Raw genomic sequence first — 25,462 nt, 5'->3', positions numbered from 1 at the left:
TGAAGTCAATGCGTACTTATAGTGCAGCATTAGTAAATACTTCTTGTACATCATCTAAGTTTTCAAGCGCATCTAACAATTTTTGCATGTTTTCAGCATGATCACCTTCAAGGGCAGTTTCATTTTCTGGGCGCATAGTAACGGTAGCAAGCTCAGCCTTTAAGTCTGCCTTGCTCAAGGCATCTTGTATCTTAGAAAAATCAGGTACCGGAGTTAACACCTCAATCGAGCCATCCTCATGGGTGATGACATCTTCTGCACCAGCATCTAAGGCTAGTTCCATGAGTTGGTCTTCATTGGTGCCTGGCGCAAATAACATTTGACCGCAATGTTTAAACATAAACGCCACAGAACCTTCAGCACCCATATTGCCACCATTTTTGGCAAAGGCATGACGCACCTCTGCAACAGTGCGAGTGCGGTTGTCAGTTAAGCAGTCAACAATAATTGCTGCCCCGTTCATGCCGTAACCCTCGTAGCGAATTTCTTCGTAATTGACACCCTCAAGCGAACCAGTACCTCGTTGAATTGCCCGCTGAACGTTATCGTTCGGCATATTTGAATCTTTAGCCTTATCAATCGCGAGACGCAAACGGGGATTGGTGGCAATATCTCCGCCGCCTAATTTGGCGGCAACAGTGATTTCTTTAATGAGTTTGGTCCAAATCTTTCCGCGCTTTTCGTCTTGACGTCCTTTGCGGTGTTGAATATTGGCCCATTTCGAATGGCCGGCCATACGGGTAAGTCCTTTTGAATAATTTGGCTTGAAGTCCACATTTTAAGGGCTTCTCTGTTCAATAACGGCCTTCACCACACTTTTTTGTTACACTCTGACTTCGAAGTTTGCTTCAATGCAGTTTTTCCTCTGCAAACACCTGCCCCGGTGATGGAATTGGTAGACGTGCCGGACTCAAAATCCGGTGCCGCAAGGCGTGGCGGTTCAAGTCCGCCCCGGGGCACCACCCCCCTTCATACTATTTGCAAGCATTTACCAACTGGGTGCTTCGACAGCTTTTGCTATGATTGTTGCCATTAAAAGCTGTTAGCAAGCACAAAAAGTAAACCAAACGAGATCAAATAATGAAAAAAGTAGGATTAATTGGCCTAGGTGCAATGGGTTCCGGGATGGCTGCATCCCTCCGAAGGGCAGGTTTTGATCTATACGTATTTGATGTGCGTTTGGAGCATGCTCGTCAGTTTTGTGTAGCTGGTGGTACGGCCTGTGAATCTATAAGAGAGCTTGGTTCAATCTGTGATGTAGTTATCTCAGTCGTTGTGAATGCTGCTCAGACCGAAGAGGTATTGTTTGGTTCTCCAACCAGTCCTGGCTTGATAGATTCGCTAAAGCCTCAAAGTGTTTTCGTGATGTGCTCTACCGTTGACCCCAATATTTCGATTGAATTTGAGTCCCGCCTCGCTGAAAAAGATATTCTTTATGTAGACGCTCCTATATCTGGCGGAGCAGCTAAAGCCGCCTCTGGTGAGATGACAATGATGACTTCGGCTTGTGCTGCTGCATATGAGCGGGTTAATCCCATTCTGGATTCGATATCAGGCACTGTTTATCGTTTGGGTGATAAGGCGGGCATCGGTAGCAAGGTCAAGGTCATTAATCAGCTTCTTGCTGGAGTCCACATTGCAGCTGCTGCGGAAGCAATGGCGCTTGGTTTGAGGGAGGGTGTGGATGCAAGCGCGCTTTACGAGGTCATTACCCATAGTGCCGGTAATAGTTGGATGTTTGAGAACCGAATGGCACATGTACTTGCCGCTAATTACGAGCCTTTATCAGCAGTAGACATATTCGTTAAGGACTTGGGGATAGTTCTAGATATGGCTCGTGCAAGTAAATTCCCGTTGCCTCTTTCATCTACTGCGCATCAAATGTTTATGCAAGCATCTACCGCTGGTTTTGCCAAGGAAGACGACAGCGCTGTAATTAAAATTTTCCCGGGTATCGAATTGCCGAAAGCTGCAAAGTGAGTATTCTTTTGGGTTGCATTGCGGATGACTTTACAGGCGCCACCGATCTGGCGAATAACCTGGTTCGCAATGGAATGCGCGTTGCTCAAACAATAGGTATTCCGCAACACCCCTTTAATACCGAGTTAGATGCAGTAGTGGTAGCGCTCAAGTCCAGAAACCTTGAACCTGAGGATGCAGTAGCTCAGTCATTGGAAGCGTTGGAGTACCTTCTTGATCAAGGAGCACAGCAGATCTTCTTTAAGTACTGTTCTACATTTGACAGCACCCCTAGAGGAAATATTGGTCCTGTAACGGAGGCGCTGATGGCAGCCTTGGGGGTAGACTTTACTATTGCGACTCCAGCCTTTCCAGATAATGGGCGGTGTGTATATAAAGGTTATTTATTTGTTGGTGATCAGCTGTTAAGTGAATCTGGGATGCGTGACCACCCCTTAACTCCGATGACTGATGCCAATTTAGTTAGGGTTATGCAGGTTCAATGTCAACATCATGTAGGATTAATTGAGTATCAAGACATTCTTGCTGGTACCGATGCAATCTCTTCTAAGATTGCCCACTTAAAAGCATCCAACATCAAAATTGCGATTGTTGATGCTGTAACTAATGATGACTTGTATCGGATTGCACCCGCATTAAAAGACCACCCTTTGATTACTGGGGGCTCTGGCATTGCAATTGGACTTCCTGCTAACTTTGGTTTGCATCCGCATCCGGCATCCAGCAAACTTCCGCCCGCTAAGGGATTTCAAGCAATTGTCTCGGGTAGTTGTTCTCAGGCCACCAATCTCCAGGTTGAAAGCTTTAAAAGTTTGGGTGGTGCAGCATATGTTGTGAATCCACTTGAATTAAGTGAGGAATCTGAAGAGCAATTACTGGAAGAGATCTTGATGTGGGCAAAACCCCAACTCTTGCTTGGCCCCGTTTTGGTTTACTCATCAGCAAGTCCTGAGCAAGTTAAGGAAGTGCAATCACAGCTTGGAGTTCAGGCTGCTGGTAGCGCTATAGAAAACCTTTTAGGATTAGTCGCCAAAGGTCTCATTACCCTTGGAGTTGGTCAGCTATTGGTTGCTGGCGGAGAAACTTCTGGCGCATGTGTGAAGGCTTTGGGTATCGATCAAATGCAGATCGGTCAGCAAATTGACCCAGGTGTACCCTGGTGTTACGCTTTGGTTCAGGGTAGGCCTCTACATCTTGCTTTAAAGTCTGGAAATTTTGGAGCGCCTGATTTTTTCACAAATGCTTTCTCAAAACTGTGAGAAGAATGATGATTGAGCAATTAGCAAGAGAAGAGATTTGTAGGGTTGGAAAAAGTTTGTTTGATCGCTCCTACGTTCATGCAACTGCAGGTAATATTAGCGTTCGTATTAAGGATGGTTTTTTAATTACTCCCACAGATGCCTGCCTGGGATTCCTTGACCCCGATCGATTGGCTAAGATTGATATTCATGGGCGGCAGCTCAGCGGTGACAAGGCCAGCAAGACAATGGCTTTGCATGCTGCCATTTACAGCAAAGCAAGCCAATTTGATCCAGATACATCTTGCATTATTCATACGCATAGTTCGCACTGTGTCACTTTGACGCTGGAGCCCAATGATGCAAAAAGAGATGAGATTTTTCCCGAGCTATTGCCCGCAATCACACCATATTTTGTAATGAAGGTAGGACATGTACCTACTATTCCTTACGCTAGTCCTGGTTCTGTAAAAACGATTGAATTCATAGAGAGGGCAATTGAGATGTATGGGGTGGCTGGAACGCCTCTGCGTGCTTGTATGCTGTCACGCTTAGGGCCATATGCATGGAATAATTCACCTAGCTCAGCAATGGCTACTTTGGAAGAGTTGGAAGAAACAGCAAAAATTTTTTATCTCAAAAATGCCCCGATAAAGCCTCTCACCGATGTTCAGTTAAATGAATTACGGACTGCATTTGCAGTCCGCTGGTAATTGCTGAATGTTGATTAAATTAATCTAGTTCAATTTTGGCGTAATCAACCACCTTTTTCCACCTTAGTGCATCGGCCTTAATAAATTCAGCCGACTTGCTTGCATTCATAAAATCTACTGTAGCCCCAAGCCTGGAGAGTGACTCAGCCACGTTCTTTTGAGATACGGTCTTTTGAATACTATTTTGTAATTTCATAGCAATGTCTGGCGGCAAGCCTTTGGGTGCAGCAATTCCAAAGTAGGCTGACACCTGAAAGTTAGGAAAGCCTGCTTCCTGCATTGTTGGAACTTGGGGGAGCGCAGGATTTCTAGTAGTGCTAGTCACAGCAAGTGCCTTCAATTTCCCACTCTTAATTAAGCCAAGCGCTGGCGGGAGATTATCAAACATAAAGTCGATATCTTTAGATACTAGTGCTACGTTTGCTAGGGATGAGCCTCTATAGGGAATATGAACTACATAGATTTCGGCCTGACTTTTTAGCATCTCGGCGCTCAAGTTGAGTGAGGTGCCGTTCCCATTGGAGCCATAGTTCATCTTACCCGGGGACTCTTTTGCACGCTTTACTAGCTCGGCTACTGAATTAATCCCGGAGTCAGGGTTAACTAAAAGTACATTGGGTAGCTGTCCAAAAATAGCAATTGGCTCAATGCTGCTGGGACTGTAAGGAAGAGTCTTGTAAATTGCAGGACTGATTGAAAGTGGTGGAGAGGCCATTAGAAGTGTATATCCGTCTGGATTTGCTTTTGCAACCTCAGCGGCGCCCAGATTACCTCCTGCTCCGGGTTTGTTTTCTACAACAATAGCTTGCCCAAGATCGGTAGAAAGTGCGGGGGTAATGAGGCGGGCAACGTTATCAATTAGTCCGCCTGGTGGAAATGGTACAACAAGCTTAATAGGCTTATTTGGGTAAGCGGTCTGTGCAAAGCCAAAGCCTGAGCTGGCCAACATCAGAAGAACTGCACATTTTTTTAATATTGATATCAGATAATTTTTCATAAAAAACTCAATTGTTTGTTGAAAAAAGTACATAAACTAACTTAGCAAAGATTAGCACAAACTAGTCTGCTTGCTCAGTGACTTAGATTTTATAAGTAGGCGTTTGTGATCTTGGCTGGTCGCTAAGGCTAAAACATGCTTACCGTCCACTAGCACGATAAGCTTCAATTCATTTCTCCACTGCAAACACCTGCCCCGGTGATGGAATTGGTAGACGTGCCGGACTCAAAATCCGGTGCCGCAAGGCGTGGCGGTTCAAGTCCGCCCCGGGGCACCATCTTCCCTATAGTTAATTATCTCTTAGCCTTCAATACCGTTGCCTAGTATTTCTGTGGACGGCTACACTCTTTTTATTGTTTTCTTTAATTGGGCGGGGTGAGTTGAGTATTTATTGGATTTCTCTTTTTCTAGCTGGCCTGTGTGAGATGGGCTGGGCCGTTGGCTTGAAAATAGCCGATCTTCCCAATCTGAAATTCACTGGAATTGTGATCGCTGTACTCAGTATGAGCTTGAGTGGGTTCTTACTTTGGTACTCACTAAAAGAAATTCCGATTGGTACAGCCTATGCTATCTGGACATCCATCGGTGCTGTCGGCACTTTTGTGATCGGGGTTCTCATATTCGGTGATCCGAATATTCCGCTGAGATGGCTCGGAATTGCTTGCATTCTCTTGGGCGTCGTACTCTTGAAAATTAGCTCTTGAGATGATGGGTTAAATTTCGTAAGTATCAGAGTTGTTACTCATGGCTTGTTCGACAATTTTCTTAGTCAGCGTAGGTGAGAACAGTTCAATAAAGGTGTAAACAAAAGAACGTAAATAAGCACCTTGTTTTACGCCTAGGTGTGTCACATTGTTACCAAATAGGTGCCCCACTGGAATCACGCGCAAATTACGATCCCTGTCGGCGTCATAAGCTAAGCCGGCCACAATTCCAACACCCATACCGGTTTCTACATAGGTTTTAATGACATCGGCATCAATGGCTTCCAAAATAATATCTGGGCTTAAGTTGCGCTGTGCAAAAGCAGCATCAATTTTGCTACGACCAGCGAAGGCCTTGTCATAAGTGATCAGCGGGTATTTGGCGAGTTCTTCAAGCGAAATAGCCGCTTGATTAAGTAGGGGATGACTCAGTGGAATCATCACTACGTGCTGCCATTGATAGCCAGGTAGAGCTAAGACACCAGGGGTATTGGCAATTCCCTCAGTCGCAATCGCAATGTCTGCACGATCATGAATGAGGAGCTCAGCGATTTGGCCTGGGTTTCCTTGCTGAATACTCACGCGTACTTTAGGAAAACGTTTGGTAAATTCTGTAAGGACTTTTGGGAGCGCATATCGCGCTTGTGTATGGGTGGTAGCAATCACAAAATTACCTTGATCTTGATTAGCAAAATCTTTGCCCACGCGCCGCAGGGTTTCTACTTCATCCAAAATACGCTCAATTGATGCAAGAATGCGTTTACCAGGCTCGGTCAGAGAGCGGATGCGCTTTCCATGACGACGAAAGATCTCTACCCCCAGCTCATCTTCAAGCTCAATAATGGCTTTTGAAACTCCGGGCTGAGAGGTAAAAAGGGCTTTAGCAGCGCTTGTCAGATTAAAGTTCTGTCTGACTGCTTCACGGACAAACCGAAATTGATGCAAGTTCATATACATTCCATTCTTTATATCGCTAAAGATATATAAATAAAATTTTATATGATTTTTTGGTATTAAGCTTTAGATACCCAGCGCAGTCCAACAATAGCCAAGATAAAGTAAGTCATTGGCGGAATCAGGGCTGTTAGTAAGGTAGGCCATGAACCTAGCAATCCTACATTTGAGAAAAGCGAATTGAAGAGCTGAAAGCTCATACCTAGCATAATTCCGCCAAAAACTTTGATGCCAACGCTGCCTGCCCGCACTTTTAGATAAGCAAAGGGAAGGGCTAAGGTGAGCATCACAAAAATAGTGAAGGGGTAAATGACTTTCTTCCAAAAGGCGATGGAGTGCCTTTGAGTATCTTGTTTGTTGCCTTGAAGATGAGTGATAAAACGACCCAAACTAAAGATTGACATCTTTTCAGGGCTTACTAAGAGGACGCCTAAAATCTGTGGCGTCACTTCGGAGTTAAGGCTGATGCTTGGATATTGCAAGGTGTTTGCTGAATACACGGGATTGAGTGGATCGGATTGTTTTGTTTCTTTAAAGCGTGTTTCTGTCACCTCATCCAAAATCCAGGTGCCGCTGCGATCAAATCGCCCCGATACAGCGCTGCGAATAGAGAGCAGCCGATAGGCATCATCAAACTCATACATCCGAATACTTTTGATTTCATTATCCTGCTCAATTTTGCCAACGTTGACATAGCGCACTCCAGGTCGAATGGGGCCACTACCATCTTCATCGCGTAATCGATCTTTGACCCATATACCTGTTTTAAATTGAGAGCTAAATGATGAGCCTAATGCCTTCATGCGAATTTTTTCAGACAGGCTTTCTGTATAGGGCCCTAACCATTCACTCATGATGAGAGTGAGGACAATCAGGGGTAAGGAAATTTTTGCTAAGGTTGTCAAGGCTCTCCGGATGTCTAGCCCCGCAATTCTTAAAATAGTAAATTCTGATTGACTCGCTAACATCGCAAAAACATAAATACTGCCAATTAATCCAGCAATCGGAATAATCTCCGAAATCCGACTAGGCGCCTTTAGCAAGACATGAAGAAATGCTAGAGGCAGAGTGTATTGACCCTTAACGGATCCAAGCTCACTAAGCGTATCGAAAAATAAAAATAGTGCTACCAATGCAAACAAAATGAAACCAAAGGCAGCATAGATTTGCTTGGCTAAATAGCGCTCATAAATAAAAGGAAAAAAGAATTTCATTTACTTGAGAGGAAGGCGGGAAGTTGACGGCGCCACCACTTTAGTGATGGATTGATACGGTTACGAATCAACACAAGAGCAATGAAAAACGCAATTGTATGTATGGGCCAAGCTCCCATGAAGACATCAACCTTGCCTTGAGCAACAAAATTTTGCGTAAGATTGAGTAAGTTACTGTAAATGAGATAAATGAGTACTGCATAGAACATAGCAGTGTAGTTACCAAGCCTTGGATTGACATAGGCTAGAGGAATAGCAATGAGCACCAGCCCCAAGGCCATGAAAGGTAGACCAATACGCCAGAGTAGCTCTCCACGGTTAGCATTTTGCGACCCTGGATTAGTGTCATTAATCAGCTCAAATACAGATTTCTCACGATCACGCGGTACCGGATCTAAGATCGTCTTTCTTTGTATCTTGGTCTGATACTCATCAAATTCTAAAATACGAAAATCAGCTTGGCTTGGAAGCCCCTCGTATCGACGGCCATTGTTGAGCACAATTGTTTTTTCACCGCCTGCTTCGTTTTTTATGAATCCAGTGGACGCTACTGCAACACTGAGCCGACCATTTTTAGTTTCTGCGGCAAAGATATTTTTGACCTCACCTTTGTCAATATCCAGCTCTTCAATGAAGAAGACGCGCTCAGCTTTGGCAGCCTCTTTAAATTGACCCGCTGCTACCATCGAAACGTCACTACGTTGCTGAAACCGTTGGCTGATAAGGGTGGATTCTCGATTAGCCCATGGCCATACGAATAAAGCCAATAAAGCAATGATGACAATGAGGGGGGTCGCAAAATACAGGATGGGGCGAATCAAGCTGGCAATACTAAGCCCGCTCGCAAACCACACGATCATTTCAGAATCCTTGTACCAGCGTACCAGCACAATCAGGATGGATACAAATAGGGAGACAGTTAATAGGACTCCCATATAACCTAGGGTAGCTAAGGCGATCAATACCAATGCATCTTCTGGATTGACAGCCCCGTTAGCAGCAAATCCCAGAATGCGGATCACGAGGGTGGTAATCATGATCGTGACTAAGACCAAAAATACCCCGCCAGTTGTAAAACTGAGCTCGCGGCGAAGGGCTTGCTTGAAAATCATGGATAGGTATTCGGTTTGGCTTATATTAGTTCACTCAAGATGTGAACCTTCATGTCGGAGGATAATGGATAAATACCTATTTTTCCCTTTGAATTGACTTAAAAATACCGCAAGAGATCATGACTATTCAATTTACCAGTAAGATTTTCGCCCAAGCAGACACTAATAACCCTAAGCAACTGAAATCAAGCTTGGTGACGATGCTCTCCCAGGGCTCAGATTGTTTAATTTTGGCCTACTCCAAAGCGGATTTCGATGCTTTAGGAGCTGGCAAAGCAAAATCTGGCCTTTTGATCGAATTAGATCGATTACTGGGTGGCGCAGTCAGTCATGCAAATCTTCTTGGGGATCTAGATGCACAAGCGGCATCGGTTTGTTTATTGCGTGCTGAAAAGTCTTGGGCTGCAGCTGGGGTTAAGAGCAAACGGATATTGTTGGTGTCTTTGGGCGATATCTCTACCGCCAGCGCCCGTAGCTTGACGGCCTATTCAAAAATTGCGCGTGCAGCCTTAAAGCAACTGACTGGTGGGTCTATTCAAAATGCGCTCTGGTTTATTCCTAGTTTTGCGCTAGGTCATCGTGCTGATTGGATTGCAGAAGAAGTACGTTTGACTATTCAATATGCGGGTGACCAAGCCTATCGTTTTGGAGTGCGCCAACCCGCAATGAAATTTAAAGCGAAAGACAAGGCAGATGTTTTTAATCAGCTGATCTTTGCTGGCAATGATGCCTGTGCTAAGGAGCTCAAGGCGGCAGTTGCTGAAGGTGCTGCGATGGTAGAGGGAATGCATTTCGCTAAAGATTTGGGTAATTTACCGCCAAATATTTGCACGCCGACCTATTTGGGTAAAGCAGCACAGGGCTTGAGCAAAAAAACAGATTTAAAAGTGGAAGTACTGGGCCGTAAGCAGATAGAAGCTTTGGGCATGGGTTCTTTTTTAGCGGTAGCTCAGGGTTCAGAAACGCCTCCTCAATTTATTGTGATGCGGCATCAAGGTGGCAAGGCGGGAGAAGCGCCTATCGTACTAGTTGGTAAAGGCATCACCTTCGATACAGGCGGCATCTCCTTAAAGCCAGGCGAGGCAATGGATGAGATGAAGTATGACATGTGTGGCGCTGCGTCTGTTATCGGCACCATGTACGCAACGGCTTTGATGAAGTTAAAAAAGAATGTCATTGCTGTGATCCCTACTTGTGAAAATATGCCTTCGGGTCGTGCAGCTCGCCCAGGCGATATTGTCAAAAGTATGTCTGGTCAAACTATAGAGATTCTCAATACTGATGCAGAAGGCCGTCTCATTTTGTGCGATGCCTTAACCTATGTTGAGCGTTTCAAGCCGAAGGCAGTGATTGATGTGGCTACCTTGACGGGTGCGTGCATTATTGCTCTGGGGCATGTACATAGTGGGGTATTTTCTGATGACGAGAATTTAATCAATGCTCTGACTAAAGCGGGTCATGCCTCTCTTGATACCGTTTGGCGACTTCCTTTGGATGCCGCCTATCATGAGCAACTCAAGTCAAATTTTGCAGACGTAGCCAATATAGGTGGCCGCCCTGCAGGAAGTGTGACTGCTGCATGCTTTTTGTCGCGCTTTACTGAAAAATATAAGTGGGCGCATTTAGATATTGCAGGCACTGCTTGGAAGAGCGGGGCTGCAAAAGGTTCTACGGGTCGCCCAGTACCGCTATTGGTAAATTACTTACTCGAACAAAAGTAATTCATGGCGCGGATTGATTTTCACAGCAATGTCCACGATAAGCTCGAATACGCTTGCCGGCTCACCCGTAAGATTTGGAGTGCCACTGCTGCTGGCCAACCGGTGCGCAATATTGTGATGGTCGGTGAGCAAGTGGATCTGCAAAAGTTAGATGCCTTGTTATGGACATTCAGCGCGCTGGATTTTTTACCGCATTGTTTTATTGATGATGAAGCCGCAGCTGAAACACCCATCGTATTAACCGAAGACTTTTATTCGCCCTCTTTGGCCACTCTTCCTCATGCTGATGTCATGATTCATCTGGGGATGCGGATGCCGCAAGATGTACCTGCGTTGGCAGCTCGCTTTCCTCGAATTGTGGAAGTAGTCACTGTAAACGAGGCAGAGCGCTTAGCAGGTCGCGAGCGCTATAAAGCTTATCGCGACTTGGGCCATGAACTACACAATTTTGATCAATCTAAAACGCAGTAACACACCTTCTTTTTATGTTGATCCATCCTGAGTTTGATCCTGCAGTACTGCGCATAGGCTCTTTTGCGATCCATTGGTATGGCTTGATGTATCTCATGGCCTTTGCTCAATTTTTATTATTGGGACGACTACGTATTCGTGGTTCTCAATACCAAGCTTTGGGTTGGACCTACAAAGATCTAGAAGATCTCTTATTTGCAGGAGTCTTGGGGGTAGTGCTGGGTGGCCGCTTAGGCTACACCTTGTTTTATATGCCCGGCTATTACCTTGCAAACCCACTCAGTATTCTCAAAATATGGGAAGGCGGCATGTCTTTTCATGGGGGGCTTTTGGGCGTTCTACTTGCATTGCTTTGGTTCGCTCAACGCCGTAAGGTGTCATTTTTTGTTGTAAGTGATTTGGTGGCACCGCTCGTACCGTTTGGCTTAGCATTTGGGCGCTTAGGTAACTTTATCAATGGCGAACTTTGGGGAAGGCCTACTGATTTACCGTGGGCCATGATTTTTCCGATGGTGGATGCCATTCCACGGCATCCCTCCCAGCTCTATCAGTTCTTTGGTGAAGGACTTTGCTTAGGGGTGTTGCTTTGGTTGTACTCCGGTAAATCACGTCGAGTGGGTCAAGTTTCAGGTCTATTTTTACTGGGCTATGGCATTTGCCGTTTCTTGGCTGAGTTCGCCCGTGAACCTGATGCGTTTTTAGGCCTACTGGGACTAGGGCTTTCTATGGGTCAGTGGCTATCCATCCCAATGATCATTTTTGGAATTTACCTTATAGTGAGAGTAAATACGAAAAAGGTAGTTATCAGTAGTTAAAAAGTCATTTTTTTAGGTCTTTTGTAGTTAATTCTTCTAAATTAGCTCAACTTGATCTTGTAATGACCCTAATTCCGTAGATTCCCCCCATTTCTCACTAGTTTCCCTTCTTTCGAAAGTCATTCATGCTGGAAAAGCTCACCAAAGCCAGAAATTTATCTAAGGCCCACAATGCAGCCAAGCGCTTAATATCGGAGCGGGGTGAGTCCAACGGATTGAGCATGGCAGACGATGTAGTGAATCACTATCGTAAGTTGGCCAAGGACCAGCATGTTGCTTTTTTCACCTTTCTATTTGAGAAGCTCAACCCACAGGCAAACGATGTTTTAAAGGCGGCACAAAATTTTGTTGCTGATGCCAGTGCGCGTAATTACATTCAACTGCAAAAGGTTGCCGAATCTCCTCGTCAGGAATTTTTTCGACGCTTAAACCGTGCTAGCCAAGGCACTGCCGCAGTAGTAGAAATGCGTCGCGATTTATTGGAGTTACTGGATAAAAAACCAGAACTCGCTGCGGTTGATTTTGATCTGCGCCACTTACTCTCTTCCTGGTTTAATCCTGGCTTTTTAAAAATGCATCGGGTAGATTGGAAATCCCCGGCTGAAGTGTTAGAGAAGCTGATTCAGCATGAGGCTGTACACGCGATTGATGGTTGGGATGATTTACGTCGTCGCCTTCAGCCTGATCGTCGTTGCTTCGCTTTTTTCCATCCCCAATTGCCGAGCGAGCCTTTAATTTTTGTGGAGGTCGCACTACTGCCTGAAATTGCCACAGTTATCGCACCTTTAGTGGACAAAAGAGCGGAGACAGTAGAGCAAGTATCTCAATATAAGGTGGCTGTTTTTTATTCCATTAGTAATTGTGAGCCTGGTCTTCGCGGTGTATCGATGGGTAACTTTTTAATTAAGCGGGTGGCAGAGCAATTACATGCTGAGTTCCCCGGGATCAAAACCTTTGTTACCTTGTCGCCTATTCCTGGTTTTATGGATTGGGTTACTGCTGGCGGCGAATTAGGTGCCGGTGTCCCTGTAGAACGCCTGAAACCGAACCTGAAAGCAGCAAGAGATGCCGCTTTGACCTTGTTGAATCTAAAGGGCCAATCTTGGAGCGAGCGCTTGGCAGCTGGCTGGCACCCCGATCTGGTTTCCGAACAAGAAAAAGCAGCACTATTGTCCTTAGCGAGTATTTATTTAGGCCTTGCTTCGACTGGACGTAGCGCGAACCCTGTAGCTAGGTTCCATATGGGTAATGGCGCTAAGTTGCATTTGATTAACTGGGCGGGCGATTTGTCACGTAAGGGCCTGCGCCAATCTGCCGGTCTTATGGTGAACTACCTGTATGACCTTGGAAGCGTCGAAGACAATCATGAGCGCTTTGCTAATGGCGAAATCGTGTTCTCAAGGGCAGTCGGCCGCTTGATGACGCCTTAGTTAGTGTTTTCCCTCGGTTTGTCGCATACATTACTGCATAAGTACCCTTAAAATGTAGCGAGATTTGCAAAAAGAAGTAACGAACTTTTAAATATATAAAAAGGAGACAAAGATGTTTAGTCGTAAGAATAAATCATCAATATTTTCGGTGAGCACATTAAAGAAAGCTGTATTTTTAGCCTGCGCTGCACCTCTTGCAGTGGTAGCTCAAGAATGGCCTAACAAAACGGTCACATTTTTAAATCCATTTCCAGCTGGCGGTGGAACAGATGCTTTTGCTAGACCCTTAGCTGCTCAACTCACCGAGCAATTAGGTAAGCAATTCATCATCGATAACCGCGGCGGTGCTGGCGGAACTGTGGGTGCTTCGGTTGCTGCCAAAGCAGCGCCTGATGGCTATACCTGGTTTATTGGTGCTTCCCACCATACTATTGCGCCTTCGATGTACAAAAATCTTGATTACGATATTGAGAAAAGTTTTATTCCTGTTGCTATGATCGCGAACGTTCCTCAGGTTCTCGTGGTTAACCCAAATCGGGTGAGCGCGCGTAATGCCAAGGACTTCATTGCATTGATGAAGAAAAATCCAGGCAAATATAATTTCGCGAGTGCAGGTAGCGGTACAGTGCATCACTTGGCTGGCGAATTATTTAAGCTTCAAACAGGCACTTTTATTACTCACATCCCCTATCGTGGTGCTGGACCAGCAATGACAGATCTTTTGGCTGGTCAAGTAGACTTAGAGTTTGATGGCCTTGCAACTTCAGCCCCGCAAATTAATGCTGGCAAACTAGTAGCGATCGCTTTAGCAGCAAATAAGCGCTCCACTGCTATTCCTAATGTGCCAACATTTGCTGAAGCAGGCTTACCTGACTATGTCGTATCTACTTGGTACTCAATGCATGCGCCTATAGGAACTCCAAAGCCTATCGTAGATAAAATGATCGCTGAAGTACAGAAGGCTTTAAATACGCCTAAGCTGAAAGCAATTTGGGAAAAGAATGGCTCTGACACACCGAACCTCTATGGCGAAGCCTTTGGTAAGCAAGTGCAGGCTGACGTTGCGCGTTGGGCTGGCGTAGTGAAGAAGTCTGGCGCTCAGTTAGATTAATTTGTAATAGTATTTATTTGATTGGTTTTGAGGCTCTAATGAATTTATATTCGCTCTTGGAAAAAGGTTTTCCAAAAGACAAACAAGCGTGCGCACTAGAAACACATGATGGACTGTATTACTCGTGGAGTGATCTAGAACGTGCGACTTCCAAGATAGCGAATTTTCTGAAGAGCCTCAAACTGCCAGCGGGTTCTCGCATTGCAGTCCAGGTTGAGAAGTCACCCGAAGCACTTTTTCTGTATTTAGCCACCATCAAAGCAGGCTATGTTTATTTGCCACTAAATACCGCCTATCAAGCTGCAGAAATTCAGTACTTTCTGGAAAATGCTGAACCAGCAGTCGTGGCTTGCAGTAGCAAGAATTTTTCTTGGGTTTCCAAGGTCGCTTTTAAGGCTGGCACTAAACATGTTTTCACTCTAGATGAGGATCGCAAGGGTACCTTGCTAGATCGTGCAGGAAGTCAGAGTGACCAATTTAAAACGGTCGCTGTTAAAGAAGATGATTTAGCAGCGATTTTGTATACCTCTGGTACGACTGGCCGTAGTAAAGGGGCTATGTTGACCCATAAAAACTTAGGCAGCAATGCGCAGGTATTGCAACAGTTTTGGGGTTGGCAAAAGAATGATGTTCTATTACATGCACTCCCCATTTTTCATGTGCACGGTTTGTTTGTCGCTGCTCATGGCGCTTTAATCAACGGCAGCAAAATGATTTGGTTGCCACGTTTAGATACTGCGCAATTGATTCATCACATGCCTCATTCGACAGTGATGATGGGTGTACCTACTTTTTATGTCCGTCTTTTAGCTGATAAGCAATTTAATAAAACAGTAGCACGCAATATGCGCCTGTTTGTATCTGGTTCTGCGCCACTCCTCACAGAAACATTTAATAGTTTCAAAGAGGTGATTGGGCAGCCTATCTTGGAACGTTACGGCATGAGTGAGACCGTGATGTTGGTTTCCAATCCCTATAAAGGTAGTCGCGTAGGGGGATCTGTCGGGTTGCCTTTGCCAAGCGTTAAGGTACGCGTTGTCAATGAAAATAATAAGCCTTGCACCGTGAATGCAATCGGTAGCATTCAGGTGAAGGGCCCCAATATCTTCAAGGGCTACTGGCGTATGCCCGAGAAGACTGCTGAAGAATTTACTGCAGATGGTTGGTTTAAAACAGGGGATGTTGGTCGTTGGGGCGGTGCTGCTAATGGCGGCAATGCGCCTGATGATTACCTATGTATCGTTGGCCGTAGCAAGGATTTAATTATCTCTGGCGGCTATAACGTGTATCCAAAAGAAATCGAAAGCTTTATTGATGACATGGATGGCGTAGATGAGAGCGCTGTGATTGGTATTCCGCATCCAGACTTTGGTGAGGCAGTGATGGCAGTAGTCGTTCCAAAAGCAGGAGTGACATTAGATCCGCAGGCTATGATCGCAACGCTTAAAACGCAGATTGCTAACTTTAAAATTCCGAAGCGCCTAGAGATTGTTTCGGACTTACCTCGTAATGCAATGGGTAAGGTGCAGAAGAACATTCTGCGTCAACAATATACAGCTTAAAAAGCTAACCTAGGCGTTGGATTAATAACCAAATGCTTTGCGACTTTCATTAAACATGAAAGCCGCAAGTAAAAACAGCATGACGCCAAAAATCCGCTTTAGCTGAGCCACATCCAGTTTCCTGGCCATCTTTGCTCCTAAAGGAGCCGTGAAGATGCTGATGACCACAATACAGAGTACTGCTGGCACGTAGACAAAACCAAGAGATCCGGCAGGAAGGTTAGGATTACCCCAGCTGCCATACATATAGCCAATCGTAGCTGCAGCAGCAATCGGAAAGCCTAGACCTGAAGAGCTTGCCATCGCAGTGTGGGGTTTTACATTGCACCAAAGCATAAACGGCACCGTAATAAATGCCCCACCAGCGCCAATGAGACTAGAGATGACACCCGCAAATGCCCCAAAAGAGAATAAACCTACTTTGCCAGGCAGTTCACGGCCAGCAGTGGGTTTTTTATTAATGATCATTTGGATCGAGGTGTAGACAATAAATATGGCAAAGAATAAGGAGAGCCAAGAGGTATTAATGGCTTCAAAGATTTCGCTACCGCCAACTAAGCTACCTACTACTAAGCCCGGACTCAATGCAGCGACTAATTTCCAGTCGATGGAATGATGTTTGTGATGCGCCCAAATAGCAGAGGTGGTTGTAAATAAGATGGTTGCCATTCCAGTAGCAATCGCCATATGCACAATAATATTTTGACTAAAATCCAAGTTATTAAATACCAAGATCATAAATGGCACAAGAATCATGCCGCCGCCGATGCCAAGTAAGCCAGCTAAGAATCCAGATATGCTGCCGCACAGCATCAGCATCGCAATATCAATTAGTGACATGAATTCCCCGCCTTAGCCGCTAGGCCGTCATCCTGAACCCTAAGGTTCAAGGTGGAACGGCTACCTTGTTTTGGGTGCATTAAGATACTCAGGGAGTAAACAGCTCGAGCTGCCACTGTGAAGAATCGAAACGCTCACGCCCACAAAGTAAAGATCGTTCCTGATGCTTGCGCATCGGTTCAAGGAACTATTGGCCTTGGCGAACCAGGCAGGGAAAGAGTTTGCATCAGAGTATCTACTTGATCTTCTAATGCACGAATCTCATTTTGAAGTTGAGTGATTTCTTCTGGACTACTGTTGAGCGCAGTACTTTGTGCGGTAGGCGCTTGATGACTTGTTTGTAAAGCAATCAGATCACCAGCAATTTTAAGAGCAGCCATCATGCTGGCACGCTCAATACTACGGTTGCCACCATTAATTGCCAACTGAATTTGTTCGTCTACGAGTGTGCAGGCGGCACGCAGCAGAGGCTCATGCTCTGTACTCGTAGTTAAAGTAATTTTTTGCCCAGCGAGAGTTACTTCAATGCGTTGTTGGCTCATTGTCATCCTCTGGGTTTGTTGGTGTGACAGGCTCACCGAGTAAATTCATTTGACGGCCATCACTTTGCTCTGGCAAACGACTCAATATATGCTGAATGCGTTTCTGAGCATCCTCAATTTTAGTTTCTTGTGCCAACCGCTCTTGATTCAATGTTTTGACGGCTTCTGTAATTTGCTGAATTTTTTCAGCAAGTCTCTGAATGGACAAGGCAATCGTATCGGCTTGATCAGAATCAACAGTAGTGTTGGGGTAGTGCTCGTTCATATAGGCATTGTAGCCTCAGCAAAATGCTTTGTGAAACTCCTGATATTGGGCTCAATGAGGTAAGGCTACCCAGTCATCCCCGAGCTTTTCTAGGCGAATCCGGCCATTAAATAGGGCTATCAGAGCTTGATGGGTTTTGGGATCTTGGCTAGACCCCTGAAAATGCAGCTTGCCCTTATCAAGCATGATGAGGTGATCTGCCCTTAAGGCTAAATGAATTTCATGCAAAACAGTTACCAAAGTCTTGCCTTGAGAAAGTAAGTTACCTTGCCATTGTAAAAAATCAGCCTGATGAGGTGGATCTAAATAGGCCAGTGGTTCATCCATTAAGAGAATGTCAGACTCCACAGTGAAAAGGCGGGCTAATAGCACTCGCTGGCGCTCGCCCCCAGATAGTTGCTGCAATGGGCGATGGCGTAAATGCCAGGCATCAGCCTGTTGCAAGGCTTTTTTGACTGATATGTGATCGACTTCGGAGGGAAGATGCAGCCATCCTTGGTGAGGGAGGCGCCCCAACATGACGGTGTCATATGCACTCAGGGAGTCGCCAAGCTCGTCTGCCGAGGCGGATCCTTGGTCAAGCCAAGCTATTTTTTTTGCTAGATCTTTGCGGGCAAAGGAAGACACATGAAGTTCATTGATCGTGATGAACCCATCCCACTTTAATAAGCCAGCCATTGCTTGTAAAAGAGATGATTTTCCTGCACCGTTGGGGCCAATAATGCTGGTCCATTTGCCATGTGGGATGTCTAAATTTAAGTCCGAGAGAATGGCACAGGGCCCTCTAAATACTGTGAGCTGGCGGGTTTTCATGAATGAGCTCCAAAAGGAGTACGCCTAAGAAGTAGTAATAAATATAGGCCACCTAAGACGGCCGTCACAATACCAACGGGAATTTCGGTCGGCGCAAAGAGGGTGCGCGCTATCAGGTCCGAGCAGAGCAATAAAATTCCGCCGCCTAGGCATGAGAATAAGAGCTGGGCTCGTTGTCGCCCACCAGAAAACTTTCTAACTAGGTGTGGAGCAGCTAGACCGACAAAAGCCACTAGGCCTGTTTGTGCAACCGCAAAACCCGTTGCAAGTGCTAGAGTACCAATCAAGACCAGACGAAGTTGATCAAGTGGCAACCCTAGGGTACGAGCAGTATTTTCACCAAGAGATAGAGCGTCTAGTACGGGGCTCATGATGAGGGTGATGAGAAGGCAAAGCGTTAGAGCAATAGCCATGATGCCTACCCCAGACCAGTTCAGAAGGGTTGTATTGCCAAGCATGAAAGACTGAATACTTTGAAATAGATCAGGGCGTATATATGTAAATAAAGAATTAGCTGCCCCCAAGATCACGCTGATCACTACTCCAGATAACAAGAGGCGCAAGGAGCTGCGGTAACCCCCGGCTAATAGAAGCGAGGCTAGTACGCCGATCAACGCCCCAAGAAAAGCTCCGCCATTAAGCCCAATTAGCTCTAACCAAGAGTTGCCAAGGTAAGTAAAGCAGAGAATGCTGCCTACACCAAGCAATGCACCTGATGCACTTCCTAATAAGTAAGGGTCTGCTAATGGATTGCGAAATAGGCTTTGTGCGATACCGCCAGCAAGCCCCAATAAAGCACCAGCAAGATAGGCACCCAATGATCGCGGAAGTCGAATTTCAAATAAAACGGTTTCATCAGGTCCCGATATATTCCAGCTGGTACCCATACTTCCGAGTAGAGTCCCAAGTAGTACCAAGACTGCACTCAAAATGAGAAGGCCTGATAACTTGCCAAGAAAGTGATTTTTTTGCATTACCGAGATGATGACATCTTGTCTTGTATGCATTGAGAAATAATGAGCGCTGCCTCTCCCATCCTCGGGCCAGGGCGCACCAAGACATCATGTTGATTTCCAGTAAATACACAAATTCGATTTTTAGCAACAGCAGGAATTGAATCCCATCCCGGGCGCTTTTGAATATCAGATAGCGTCGATTCGGCAAGGAGAATCATATCGGGTTTGGTTTGAACGATAAACTCAGGGTTAATTTTAGGAAATGGTCCAAGCGATTTCGGGATGATATTGATTAAGCTCAATTGAGTCAGGATTTCTCCAATAAAAGATAGATTTCCGGCTGCAAAGGGAGCTGGATTGACTTCAAAGTACACGCGAATATTTTTATGATTTTCTGATAACTGCTTATTAGCGCGCATTATTTCTTTTTGAATTTGATTCCATACGCGCGCACTTTCGCTAGTTCCCATTACGGCATCTAGCTTCTCAAGAGCGCGATGCTCATCACTCATAGATTTAATATCAAGAGCAAAAGTTTTCACACCCAAACCATTTAAACGCTTGATCACAGGAGAGGCTTTCTCGAGTAAAACGACATCCGGCTTTAGTTGAACGATACGCTCGATATTGATATCACCCATTCCGCCAAGCCTAGGTAAATCTTGAATCGAGTTTGGCCAATTAGAGAATCGATCTACTCCAACCAATGCGCTGCATTTACCCAAAGCACAAACAGACTCAGTGAGAGAGGGCAGGAGGCTCACAATGCGTTGCGGTGGCTGATTAAAAACCACCACAACTCCTCGGTCATCAGTCACTGAAGCTGGCACAGCAAAAACAGCTAAGGAAGATCCTAGTATGAATAAAAGGGAGCCAACCGCCAAATAGCGTGAGCAGGTTGATGATTTTCCGAAATTTCTAAGCATTAATTAAGGTTGTATTTCAGGGTTAGGTAAACCGATCTGGGTTCGCTCGGATAATAAAAGTTAGTCCCGCTAAATGCGCTAACCCCTCCATAGCTTGAGTATTGTGCATTGCCAATATTTTTTACCGTTAATCGAGTTTCGATTGCCTGGAATTTATAAGAGGTAAACACATCCCCTATAACGTATGAGGGCATGACGGGAGCTGCACTGTAACTATTGGGTCCGGCATCGTAATACTGGTTGCTTACGTAATTAACCACACCACCTACAGCCCATTTACTTGAAATGAGGTAGTTAGCTCTAGCATTGAGTGTGGTGTCTGGGACTATTGGAATAGAGTTTCCAGCGTAAGGTCCATTTGCATAGTAGGACTTTTGGTATTTTCCTCCAGCCCCAATATTGAGAGAGGATGAGATGTTAGAGCTCACATCAAACAAAATGCCACCTCTGTTTGTCTGGTAAATGGAGTTGTAGTTATACCCCGTTGTTGGGTTATAGCTAATCTCATTTTGAGTTGTCGATTTAAAAATGGAAGAGGTAAGTCTTAAATTCGAGATCGTCCAATTTCCCCCCATCTCATAGGTTTGAGTGGTTTGAGGTTGCAAAATTCCATTAAATACAGTTCTACCTACGAAATTTGTATCGTATGCAAATCCCCAGTATTCATCGATATTTGGAAATCTAAAGGACTGATTCCATTTTGCGTATATTCGCTGGCCGGGCAGGTAATTGAGATTTAAAGCAAGGTCTACTGCATTTGCCGCAAATTGTTGCGTATTGTTCACTGTGCCATTAGCTGCGCTGATTGAGGTGTTACTAGTGGAGGCTTGCTGAACTTGACGGCGAAAACCTCCACTTGCCTCAACAATAGTCCCAAGTGGCACCCGTTGCATTACATATACAGAATTATTAATTTGCGTAGCACTCTGAGAATCGCTAGTCAGGTTGTTGTAGTACTGACCATATGCGTTGGCATTAATAATTCCTTGCGAGAGGGAACTATAGCTATTGCTTCCTGCTTGATTTGCTTTGGAGAAGTCATATCCAATGATCGTGGTGCCTATTCCAGCGAAATTTGCCTTCATTCGAGGAGACACAGCCAATTGCCAGCCTTGCAATTTATTGTTCATTGCGCTTCCGGCGTAACCATAGTTTTGGTTATTTGGATCTAAGGATGTGAAATAGTCCGCTTGGGGTGTATAAAAGAAAGCAGTCTTATTGTTGTATGAAGTATCAAGCTCCACTACATAAGCTTCACTTAGAGTTTTTGTGAGCCCTTGGCGAAATCCAGAATTATTGACCGTGTAATTATTGCCTGCATTTTGTGGCCTCACTGATAAAGGGTTTCCAGATCCGACTAAGCCAACTACTGGACTGGCTATCTGTGAATTTGTATAACCATAATACCCATCAATAAAGATGCGATCATTTCCACCGAGATCTTGCAATATTTTTGCATCTACTGAGTAAGTATTCGCTGCAGTATTCGGCCTCCAGCCATTTGTGTTGGAGGTATTTGCAGTAAGTTGATAGGTGGTTTTTTCAATTGTATTTTTAAAAATGGCATTATTAATTAATGTTCCCCACGTTCCATAGGTAGAGGAGGCTTGATTAATATTTTTCTTGCTACCGTTGGTGATGATGTTGACAACACCACCAACTGCACCATTGCCGTACTGAACGCTGGCACCACCTTGAAGGATTTCTATGCGTTCGATGGAATCGATCGGAATCGATTGCCAGTCAACACTCCCTGAGTCAATTGGATTGACCCGTATTCCATCTACCAGCACCACGGTTGTGCTGTTGCCTGATGGACCAAATCCCCCCATATCAAGGGAGGCATCTAAATTTAATGAGCTTGAATTTAAGCCCCTCACCAGAAGCCCACCAATTTGAGACAGTATTTGTGGAATAGTGTTCGAACTAGAATTATCTATTTCATCACGCGTGATGACTTTGACGTTGGCTGGAACCTGATTTAAGTTTTCTTCAAAGCGTGAGCCGGTAACAATGACAGTCGATTGATTGCTTTGGGCAAATGCTGCTGTTGAATTAAATGTGATGGCTGCACCGCAAAAGAATGCGGCGATAGTTTTACTACTGAACTGCTGTTTCATGATGAACCTTCTGCCTTCGAGTCACCTAGCTCACTTCCCCGTAAGCTGGGTCGAACAGAATTTCACTTTTGAGAGTTCGAACGTCAATTAGACGCCCCTGCCTTGTCGACAAAAAAGCGTCTTACTGGCGCGCGAAGGATCCCCGTCCGCAAAATTCCACCTGTCTTGGCCGGTATCCGGGCTAGTAAATCTCAGAAGCTGGCCTTCCCATGCAATTGACGCGCACAGTGGCTGAATCAGATTCCTGACATCCTAAAAAGTAAGGATGTATTTACTTACCGTTGCGGGGGCAGCACACGTTTAGTGTTTCCCGTTTAACTTTATTGCATTGCAATAAAGCACCACGACTAGTGGACTCTATCACACAGTGCAGTTTCTATTCGAATAAAAAACAAAGAAGCCTACAATAATGGGTCTAGGATGAAGGATTCATGACCGTATTAGATAAACACCCTGAAAAGAACCTGATTCGTTTACAGCTCAGTCAAAACTCAGTGCTGAAAAGCTTGAGTTCGGCGGCTATGCTCGATTTAGAGCGCCACCTGGAGATTTCAGATCTCAAAAAGTCAGAAATTTTGCTTCATCAGGGTGATCATCAGATGGAGCAGTATTTTGTGCTGGATGGAATTTTAAAGCGCATTGTCTCCAGCGCAGATGCAAAAGAGATGATTTTGCGCTTTGCTATCGAGAAAGATATTGAGACAAGCTATGCTGCTTGGCGCCTTAAAAAAGCTGCGCCCTACAGTATTGCCTCGGTGACTAAAGCCCGCGTCGCCAGAATGCCCTTAAAGCAATGGGCCGAATTTTTGGACGCCCATCAGCCTCTAAAAGAGAGTTTTGAATACGAGGTGATGCGCTTGATGAGTGAAATCATGGCCCACACCATTACCCTTCATATGCTCGATGCCCCAGGTCGAGTAGAGCGTTTTATGCGCAAATATCAAGATTTATTCGAGCTTTTGCCTAAGAAAGAGCTGGCCGCCTATCTCAATCTATCCCCAGAGACTTTGAGTCGTCTGAAAACCAAGCATAAAGACCTATTTATTTAGATAGAAACCCTGTTTTTGATAGTTTTCAGGGGGAAATTGACCAAAGTCAATGATGATATGGGCTCCTGAGCCTAAGATTTAAACAGCCTCAACGAGGGCCCCGAGCGATACCCGTGGCACTACTAATAACTTTAATTGGAGACAGTGAGCGAAAGCTACATTACAGCGTAAATGCCGTTTGTTCGGTGGCGTAATTAACTCAATATTCTATGACAACAGATAATCAAAATACCCAAGTAACTGATGGCTTCCATCTCGTCATTGATGCTTTAAAAGCAAATGATTTAGACACTATCTTTGGTCTTGTTGGTATTCCTATTACCGACTTATGTCGTTTGGCCCAAGCTGAAGGAATTCGTTTTATTGGATTCCGACATGAGCAACATGCAGGTAATGCAGCAGCCATTGCGGGCTTTATGACCCAAAAGCCAGGCATTTGTATGACAGTTTCAGCACCAGGTTTCTTGAATGGCCTGACAGCGCTTGCTAATGCAACTGTGAACTGTTTCCCGATGATTCTAATTAGCGGTTCGAGTGAGCGTGAAATCGTTGACTTACAGCAGGGCGACTATGAGGAAATGGATCAGCTCAATGCTGCCAAGCCTTACTGTAAAGCTGCCTATCGTATTAACCATATTGAAGATATCGGCATTGGTTTTGCGCGCGCTATTCGTGCAGCAGTCTCCGGTCGTCCAGGTGGTGTGTATTTAGATTTACCTGCTCAGCTGTTGAGTCAGACCATGCCAGTTGAAGAGGCTAAAAAATCGATCTTTAAAGTCATTGATCCAGTACCCCGTCAAATCCCCGCAGCAGATGCGGTTGAGCGTGCCCTCAATGTATTGAAAGGTGCTAAGCGCCCATTGATCTTGTTGGGTAAGGGCGCTGCGTATGCCCAAGCAGATGAAGATATACGTGCGTTGATTGAAAAATCTGGCATCCCTTATTTGCCGATGTCGATGGCTAAAGGCCTGTTGCCAGATATCCACCCACAATCTGCTTCTGCAGCACGTGCATTTGTGTTGGCTGAGGCGGATGCGGTAATGTTGATCGGTGCGCGTTTGAACTGGTTGCTAGCCCATGGTAAAGGTAAGACCTGGGGCAAAGATCCGAAGAAATTTATTCAGATTGATATTCAGGCAAACGAAGTCGATAGCAACGTGCAAATTGATGCGCCTTTAATCGGCGATATTGGTTCTTGTGTTGGTGAGCTCTTGAAGGGTATCGCAGCAGTTCCTAAGCCAAGTGCCGAGTGGATCAAAGCGATTGACGACAAAAAGGTCAAGAACATAGCGAAAATGGCAGAAACGCTTGCCAAAGAAGCGTCACCCATGAACTTCCATGGCGCTTTGCGCGTCATTCGTGAGGTGATTAGGCTCAACCCAGATGTGAACTTGGTGAACGAAGGAGCGAATACGCTCGATTATTGCCGCGCTATCGTAAATATGTACAAACCACGTAAACGTTTTGACTCTGGAACATGGGGCATTATGGGTATTGGTATGGGCTATGCGATTGGTGCTTCAGTGACGAGTGGTTTGCCAACCATTGCAGTTGAGGGCGACAGTGCATTTGGTTTTAGCGGTATGGAATTAGAGACGATCTGCCGTTACAACTTGCCGATCACCACTGTGGTATTTAACAATAATGGCGTGTATCGGGGTACTGATGTCAATCCAACAGGCGGAGCTGATGTTGCGCCAACAGTGTTTGTGAAGAACGCGCGTTACGACAAGATGATTGAAGCATTTGGTGGTGTTGGTTATTACGTCACTACGCCAGCAGAATTGGAAGCGGCACTCACCAAGGCTCTTGCTGAAGGCAAGCCAGCTCTGATTAATGCAGTAATTGATGAAACAGCTGGTACAGAAAGTGGCCGTTTAACTAACTTAAACCCATCGACTGCTAATAAATAACTCACAGTTAACTCAC

At 45.2% G+C, this 25,462-nt stretch carries 23 protein-coding genes, 2 tRNA genes, 1 other RNA gene, 1 pseudogene and 1 riboswitch; of the genes and pseudogenes, 14 read left to right on the top strand and 13 right to left on the bottom strand.

Annotated features, from left to right (window positions below):
* Window positions 1–16: 16 nt before the first annotated feature.
* Window positions 17–736, bottom strand: a complete 720-nt coding sequence (locus DCO16_RS02875; protein ID WP_173942263.1) for a YebC/PmpR family DNA-binding transcriptional regulator — start codon at window positions 734–736, stop codon at window positions 17–19.
* A 141-nt stretch (window positions 737–877) separates the two neighbouring features.
* On the opposite strand from DCO16_RS02875, the gene DCO16_RS02870 reads away from it, so the two are divergent.
* The 4 genes from DCO16_RS02870 (at window position 878) to DCO16_RS02855 (ending at window position 3,931) form a co-directional block, all read left to right on the top strand.
* Window positions 878–962: transfer RNA gene (locus DCO16_RS02870), tRNA-Leu, on the top strand.
* Between the two features lie 118 nt (window positions 963–1,080).
* Complete coding sequence (gene ltnD, locus DCO16_RS02865) at window positions 1,081–1,980, top strand: L-threonate dehydrogenase (RefSeq protein WP_173942262.1); 900 nt, start codon at window positions 1,081–1,083, stop codon at window positions 1,978–1,980.
* Complete coding sequence (otnK, locus tag DCO16_RS02860; protein ID WP_173942261.1) at window positions 1,977–3,239, top strand: 3-oxo-tetronate kinase; 1,263 nt, start codon at window positions 1,977–1,979, stop codon at window positions 3,237–3,239. Before ltnD ends, otnK begins: the two co-directional genes overlap by 4 nt.
* Window positions 3,240–3,247: 8 nt before the next feature.
* Window positions 3,248–3,931 carry a class II aldolase/adducin family protein gene (locus DCO16_RS02855; RefSeq protein ID WP_173943743.1) on the top strand — a complete coding sequence of 228 codons (684 nt, stop codon included), beginning with the start codon at window positions 3,248–3,250 and terminating at the stop codon, window positions 3,929–3,931.
* Between the two features lie 19 nt (window positions 3,932–3,950).
* On the opposite strand, the gene DCO16_RS02850 is transcribed toward DCO16_RS02855, so the two are convergent.
* Complete coding sequence (locus DCO16_RS02850) at window positions 3,951–4,928, bottom strand: Bug family tripartite tricarboxylate transporter substrate binding protein (RefSeq protein WP_173942260.1); 978 nt, start codon at window positions 4,926–4,928, stop codon at window positions 3,951–3,953.
* Between the two features lie 192 nt (window positions 4,929–5,120).
* On the opposite strand from DCO16_RS02850, the gene DCO16_RS02845 reads away from it, so the two are divergent.
* Both DCO16_RS02845 and DCO16_RS02840 read left to right on the top strand, forming a co-directional pair.
* Window positions 5,121–5,205 (top strand) — tRNA-Leu (locus DCO16_RS02845).
* Between the two features lie 103 nt (window positions 5,206–5,308).
* Window positions 5,309–5,632: a DMT family transporter gene (locus DCO16_RS02840; protein ID WP_254598081.1), complete on the top strand. Its 324-nt coding sequence runs from the start codon at window positions 5,309–5,311 to the stop codon at window positions 5,630–5,632.
* Window positions 5,633–5,641: 9 nt separating this feature from the next.
* Here DCO16_RS02840 and DCO16_RS02835 read toward each other — a convergent pair whose 3' ends face one another.
* From DCO16_RS02835 to lptF, 3 genes are all read right to left on the bottom strand, one after another.
* Entirely contained in the window at window positions 5,642–6,583 is a 942-nt protein-coding gene (locus tag DCO16_RS02835; protein WP_173942259.1) for a CysB family HTH-type transcriptional regulator, read from the bottom strand.
* 62 nt (window positions 6,584–6,645) lie between these two features.
* Window positions 6,646–7,800, bottom strand: a complete 1,155-nt coding sequence (gene lptG / locus DCO16_RS02830; protein ID WP_173942258.1) for an LPS export ABC transporter permease LptG — start codon at window positions 7,798–7,800, stop codon at window positions 6,646–6,648.
* Window positions 7,797–8,912: an LPS export ABC transporter permease LptF gene (gene lptF, locus DCO16_RS02825; RefSeq protein WP_173942257.1), complete on the bottom strand. Its 1,116-nt coding sequence runs from the start codon at window positions 8,910–8,912 to the stop codon at window positions 7,797–7,799. Before lptF ends, lptG begins: the two co-directional genes overlap by 4 nt.
* Window positions 8,913–9,112: 200 nt before the next feature.
* Here lptF and DCO16_RS02820 point away from each other — a divergent pair, with 200 nt between their 5' ends.
* The 6 genes from DCO16_RS02820 to DCO16_RS02795 all read left to right on the top strand — a co-directional run bounded on the left by DCO16_RS02820 (window position 9,113) and on the right by DCO16_RS02795 (window position 16,022).
* Window positions 9,113–10,633, top strand: a complete 1,521-nt coding sequence (locus DCO16_RS02820) for a leucyl aminopeptidase (RefSeq protein ID WP_496401161.1) — start codon at window positions 9,113–9,115, stop codon at window positions 10,631–10,633.
* A 3-nt stretch (window positions 10,634–10,636) separates the two neighbouring features.
* Entirely contained in the window at window positions 10,637–11,104 is a 468-nt protein-coding gene (locus DCO16_RS02815; RefSeq protein ID WP_173942255.1) for a DNA polymerase III subunit chi, read from the top strand.
* Window positions 11,105–11,118: 14 nt separating this feature from the next.
* Complete coding sequence (lgt, locus tag DCO16_RS02810) at window positions 11,119–11,919, top strand: prolipoprotein diacylglyceryl transferase (protein ID WP_173942254.1); 801 nt, start codon at window positions 11,119–11,121, stop codon at window positions 11,917–11,919.
* A 125-nt stretch (window positions 11,920–12,044) separates the two neighbouring features.
* Window positions 12,045–13,349: a malonyl-CoA decarboxylase gene (locus DCO16_RS02805; RefSeq protein WP_173942253.1), complete on the top strand. Its 1,305-nt coding sequence runs from the start codon at window positions 12,045–12,047 to the stop codon at window positions 13,347–13,349.
* Between the two features lie 112 nt (window positions 13,350–13,461).
* Window positions 13,462–14,460, top strand: coding sequence for a Bug family tripartite tricarboxylate transporter substrate binding protein (locus tag DCO16_RS02800; protein WP_173942252.1), 999 nt, complete (start codon window positions 13,462–13,464; stop codon window positions 14,458–14,460).
* Between the two features lie 38 nt (window positions 14,461–14,498).
* Complete coding sequence (locus tag DCO16_RS02795) at window positions 14,499–16,022, top strand: malonate--CoA ligase (RefSeq protein WP_173942251.1); 1,524 nt, start codon at window positions 14,499–14,501, stop codon at window positions 16,020–16,022.
* Window positions 16,023–16,043: 21 nt separating this feature from the next.
* Here the strand turns inward: DCO16_RS02795 and DCO16_RS02790 are convergent, their stop codons facing one another.
* From DCO16_RS02790 to DCO16_RS02755, 8 genes and pseudogenes are all read right to left on the bottom strand, one after another.
* A complete protein-coding gene (locus DCO16_RS02790; protein ID WP_173942250.1) occupies window positions 16,044–16,862 on the bottom strand; it encodes a sulfite exporter TauE/SafE family protein in 819 nt (272 codons plus the stop codon).
* A non-coding RNA gene (gene ssrS, locus DCO16_RS02785) (6S RNA) lies at window positions 16,863–17,080 on the bottom strand.
* A gap of 99 nt (window positions 17,081–17,179) precedes the next feature.
* Window positions 17,180–17,404, bottom strand: a pseudogene (locus DCO16_RS11360) (cell division protein ZapA); the annotation flags it as partial.
* On the bottom strand, window positions 17,385–17,669 hold the full coding sequence (locus DCO16_RS02775) for a hypothetical protein (protein WP_173942249.1): 285 nt from the start codon (window positions 17,667–17,669) through the stop codon (window positions 17,385–17,387). The pseudogene DCO16_RS11360 and the gene DCO16_RS02775, both read right to left, overlap by 20 nt.
* A gap of 51 nt (window positions 17,670–17,720) precedes the next feature.
* Window positions 17,721–18,482, bottom strand: a complete 762-nt coding sequence (locus tag DCO16_RS02770; protein ID WP_173942248.1) for an ABC transporter ATP-binding protein — start codon at window positions 18,480–18,482, stop codon at window positions 17,721–17,723.
* Window positions 18,479–19,489: a FecCD family ABC transporter permease gene (locus tag DCO16_RS02765; protein WP_254598080.1), complete on the bottom strand. Its 1,011-nt coding sequence runs from the start codon at window positions 19,487–19,489 to the stop codon at window positions 18,479–18,481. Before DCO16_RS02765 ends, DCO16_RS02770 begins: the two co-directional genes overlap by 4 nt.
* Complete coding sequence (locus DCO16_RS02760) at window positions 19,456–20,364, bottom strand: ABC transporter substrate-binding protein (RefSeq protein ID WP_173942247.1); 909 nt, start codon at window positions 20,362–20,364, stop codon at window positions 19,456–19,458. Before DCO16_RS02760 ends, DCO16_RS02765 begins: the two co-directional genes overlap by 34 nt.
* Complete coding sequence (locus tag DCO16_RS02755) at window positions 20,364–22,484, bottom strand: TonB-dependent receptor (RefSeq protein WP_173942246.1); 2,121 nt, start codon at window positions 22,482–22,484, stop codon at window positions 20,364–20,366. The genes DCO16_RS02760 and DCO16_RS02755 overlap by 1 nt, the downstream gene beginning before the upstream one ends.
* Before the next feature lie 150 nt (window positions 22,485–22,634).
* A riboswitch (cobalamin riboswitch) is annotated at window positions 22,635–22,845 on the bottom strand.
* A gap of 70 nt (window positions 22,846–22,915) precedes the next feature.
* Between DCO16_RS02755 and DCO16_RS02750 the strand changes: the two genes are divergently transcribed.
* Together DCO16_RS02750 and oxc are read left to right on the top strand one after the other, a co-directional pair.
* Complete coding sequence (locus DCO16_RS02750; RefSeq protein ID WP_173942245.1) at window positions 22,916–23,533, top strand: Crp/Fnr family transcriptional regulator; 618 nt, start codon at window positions 22,916–22,918, stop codon at window positions 23,531–23,533.
* Window positions 23,534–23,742: 209 nt separating this feature from the next.
* Window positions 23,743–25,446, top strand: a complete 1,704-nt coding sequence (gene oxc / locus DCO16_RS02745) for an oxalyl-CoA decarboxylase (protein ID WP_173942244.1) — start codon at window positions 23,743–23,745, stop codon at window positions 25,444–25,446.
* The last annotated feature ends 16 nt before the right edge of the window (window positions 25,447–25,462 follow it).

Source organism: Polynucleobacter antarcticus (assembly GCF_013307245.1).
GTDB classification, from domain to species: domain Bacteria; phylum Pseudomonadota; class Gammaproteobacteria; order Burkholderiales; family Burkholderiaceae; genus Polynucleobacter; species Polynucleobacter antarcticus.
The sequence above is the reverse complement of the archived record's forward strand: the minus strand, read 5'-3'. Positions and strand labels throughout refer to the sequence as shown.

Bases quoted from the DNA above. Each gene is read 5' to 3' on its own strand.
- DCO16_RS02875 (WP_173942263.1), bottom strand. From the start codon at position 736: ATGGCCGGCCATTCGAAATGGGCCAATATTCAACACCGCAAAGGACGT.
- ltnD (WP_173942262.1), top strand. From the start codon at position 1,081: ATGAAAAAAGTAGGATTAATTGGCCTAGGTGCAATGGGTTCCGGGATG.
- DCO16_RS02855 (WP_173943743.1), top strand. From the start codon at position 3,248: ATGATTGAGCAATTAGCAAGAGAAGAGATTTGTAGGGTTGGAAAAAGT.
- DCO16_RS02850 (WP_173942260.1), bottom strand. From the start codon at position 4,928: ATGAAAAATTATCTGATATCAATATTAAAAAAATGTGCAGTTCTTCTG.
- DCO16_RS02835 (WP_173942259.1), bottom strand. From the start codon at position 6,583: ATGAACTTGCATCAATTTCGGTTTGTCCGTGAAGCAGTCAGACAGAAC.
- lptG (WP_173942258.1), bottom strand. From the start codon at position 7,800: ATGAAATTCTTTTTTCCTTTTATTTATGAGCGCTATTTAGCCAAGCAA.
- lptF (WP_173942257.1), bottom strand. From the start codon at position 8,912: ATGATTTTCAAGCAAGCCCTTCGCCGCGAGCTCAGTTTTACAACTGGC.
- DCO16_RS02820 (WP_496401161.1), top strand. From the start codon at position 9,113: ATGCTCTCCCAGGGCTCAGATTGTTTAATTTTGGCCTACTCCAAAGCG.
- DCO16_RS02815 (WP_173942255.1), top strand. From the start codon at position 10,637: ATGGCGCGGATTGATTTTCACAGCAATGTCCACGATAAGCTCGAATAC.
- lgt (WP_173942254.1), top strand. From the start codon at position 11,119: ATGTTGATCCATCCTGAGTTTGATCCTGCAGTACTGCGCATAGGCTCT.
- DCO16_RS02805 (WP_173942253.1), top strand. From the start codon at position 12,045: ATGCTGGAAAAGCTCACCAAAGCCAGAAATTTATCTAAGGCCCACAAT.
- DCO16_RS02800 (WP_173942252.1), top strand. From the start codon at position 13,462: ATGTTTAGTCGTAAGAATAAATCATCAATATTTTCGGTGAGCACATTA.
- DCO16_RS02795 (WP_173942251.1), top strand. From the start codon at position 14,499: ATGAATTTATATTCGCTCTTGGAAAAAGGTTTTCCAAAAGACAAACAA.
- DCO16_RS02790 (WP_173942250.1), bottom strand. From the start codon at position 16,862: ATGTCACTAATTGATATTGCGATGCTGATGCTGTGCGGCAGCATATCT.
- DCO16_RS02775 (WP_173942249.1), bottom strand. From the start codon at position 17,669: ATGAACGAGCACTACCCCAACACTACTGTTGATTCTGATCAAGCCGAT.
- DCO16_RS02770 (WP_173942248.1), bottom strand. From the start codon at position 18,482: ATGAAAACCCGCCAGCTCACAGTATTTAGAGGGCCCTGTGCCATTCTC.
- DCO16_RS02765 (WP_254598080.1), bottom strand. From the start codon at position 19,489: ATGCATACAAGACAAGATGTCATCATCTCGGTAATGCAAAAAAATCAC.
- DCO16_RS02760 (WP_173942247.1), bottom strand. From the start codon at position 20,364: ATGCTTAGAAATTTCGGAAAATCATCAACCTGCTCACGCTATTTGGCG.
- DCO16_RS02755 (WP_173942246.1), bottom strand. From the start codon at position 22,484: ATGAAACAGCAGTTCAGTAGTAAAACTATCGCCGCATTCTTTTGCGGT.
- DCO16_RS02750 (WP_173942245.1), top strand. From the start codon at position 22,916: ATGACCGTATTAGATAAACACCCTGAAAAGAACCTGATTCGTTTACAG.
- oxc (WP_173942244.1), top strand. From the start codon at position 23,743: ATGACAACAGATAATCAAAATACCCAAGTAACTGATGGCTTCCATCTC.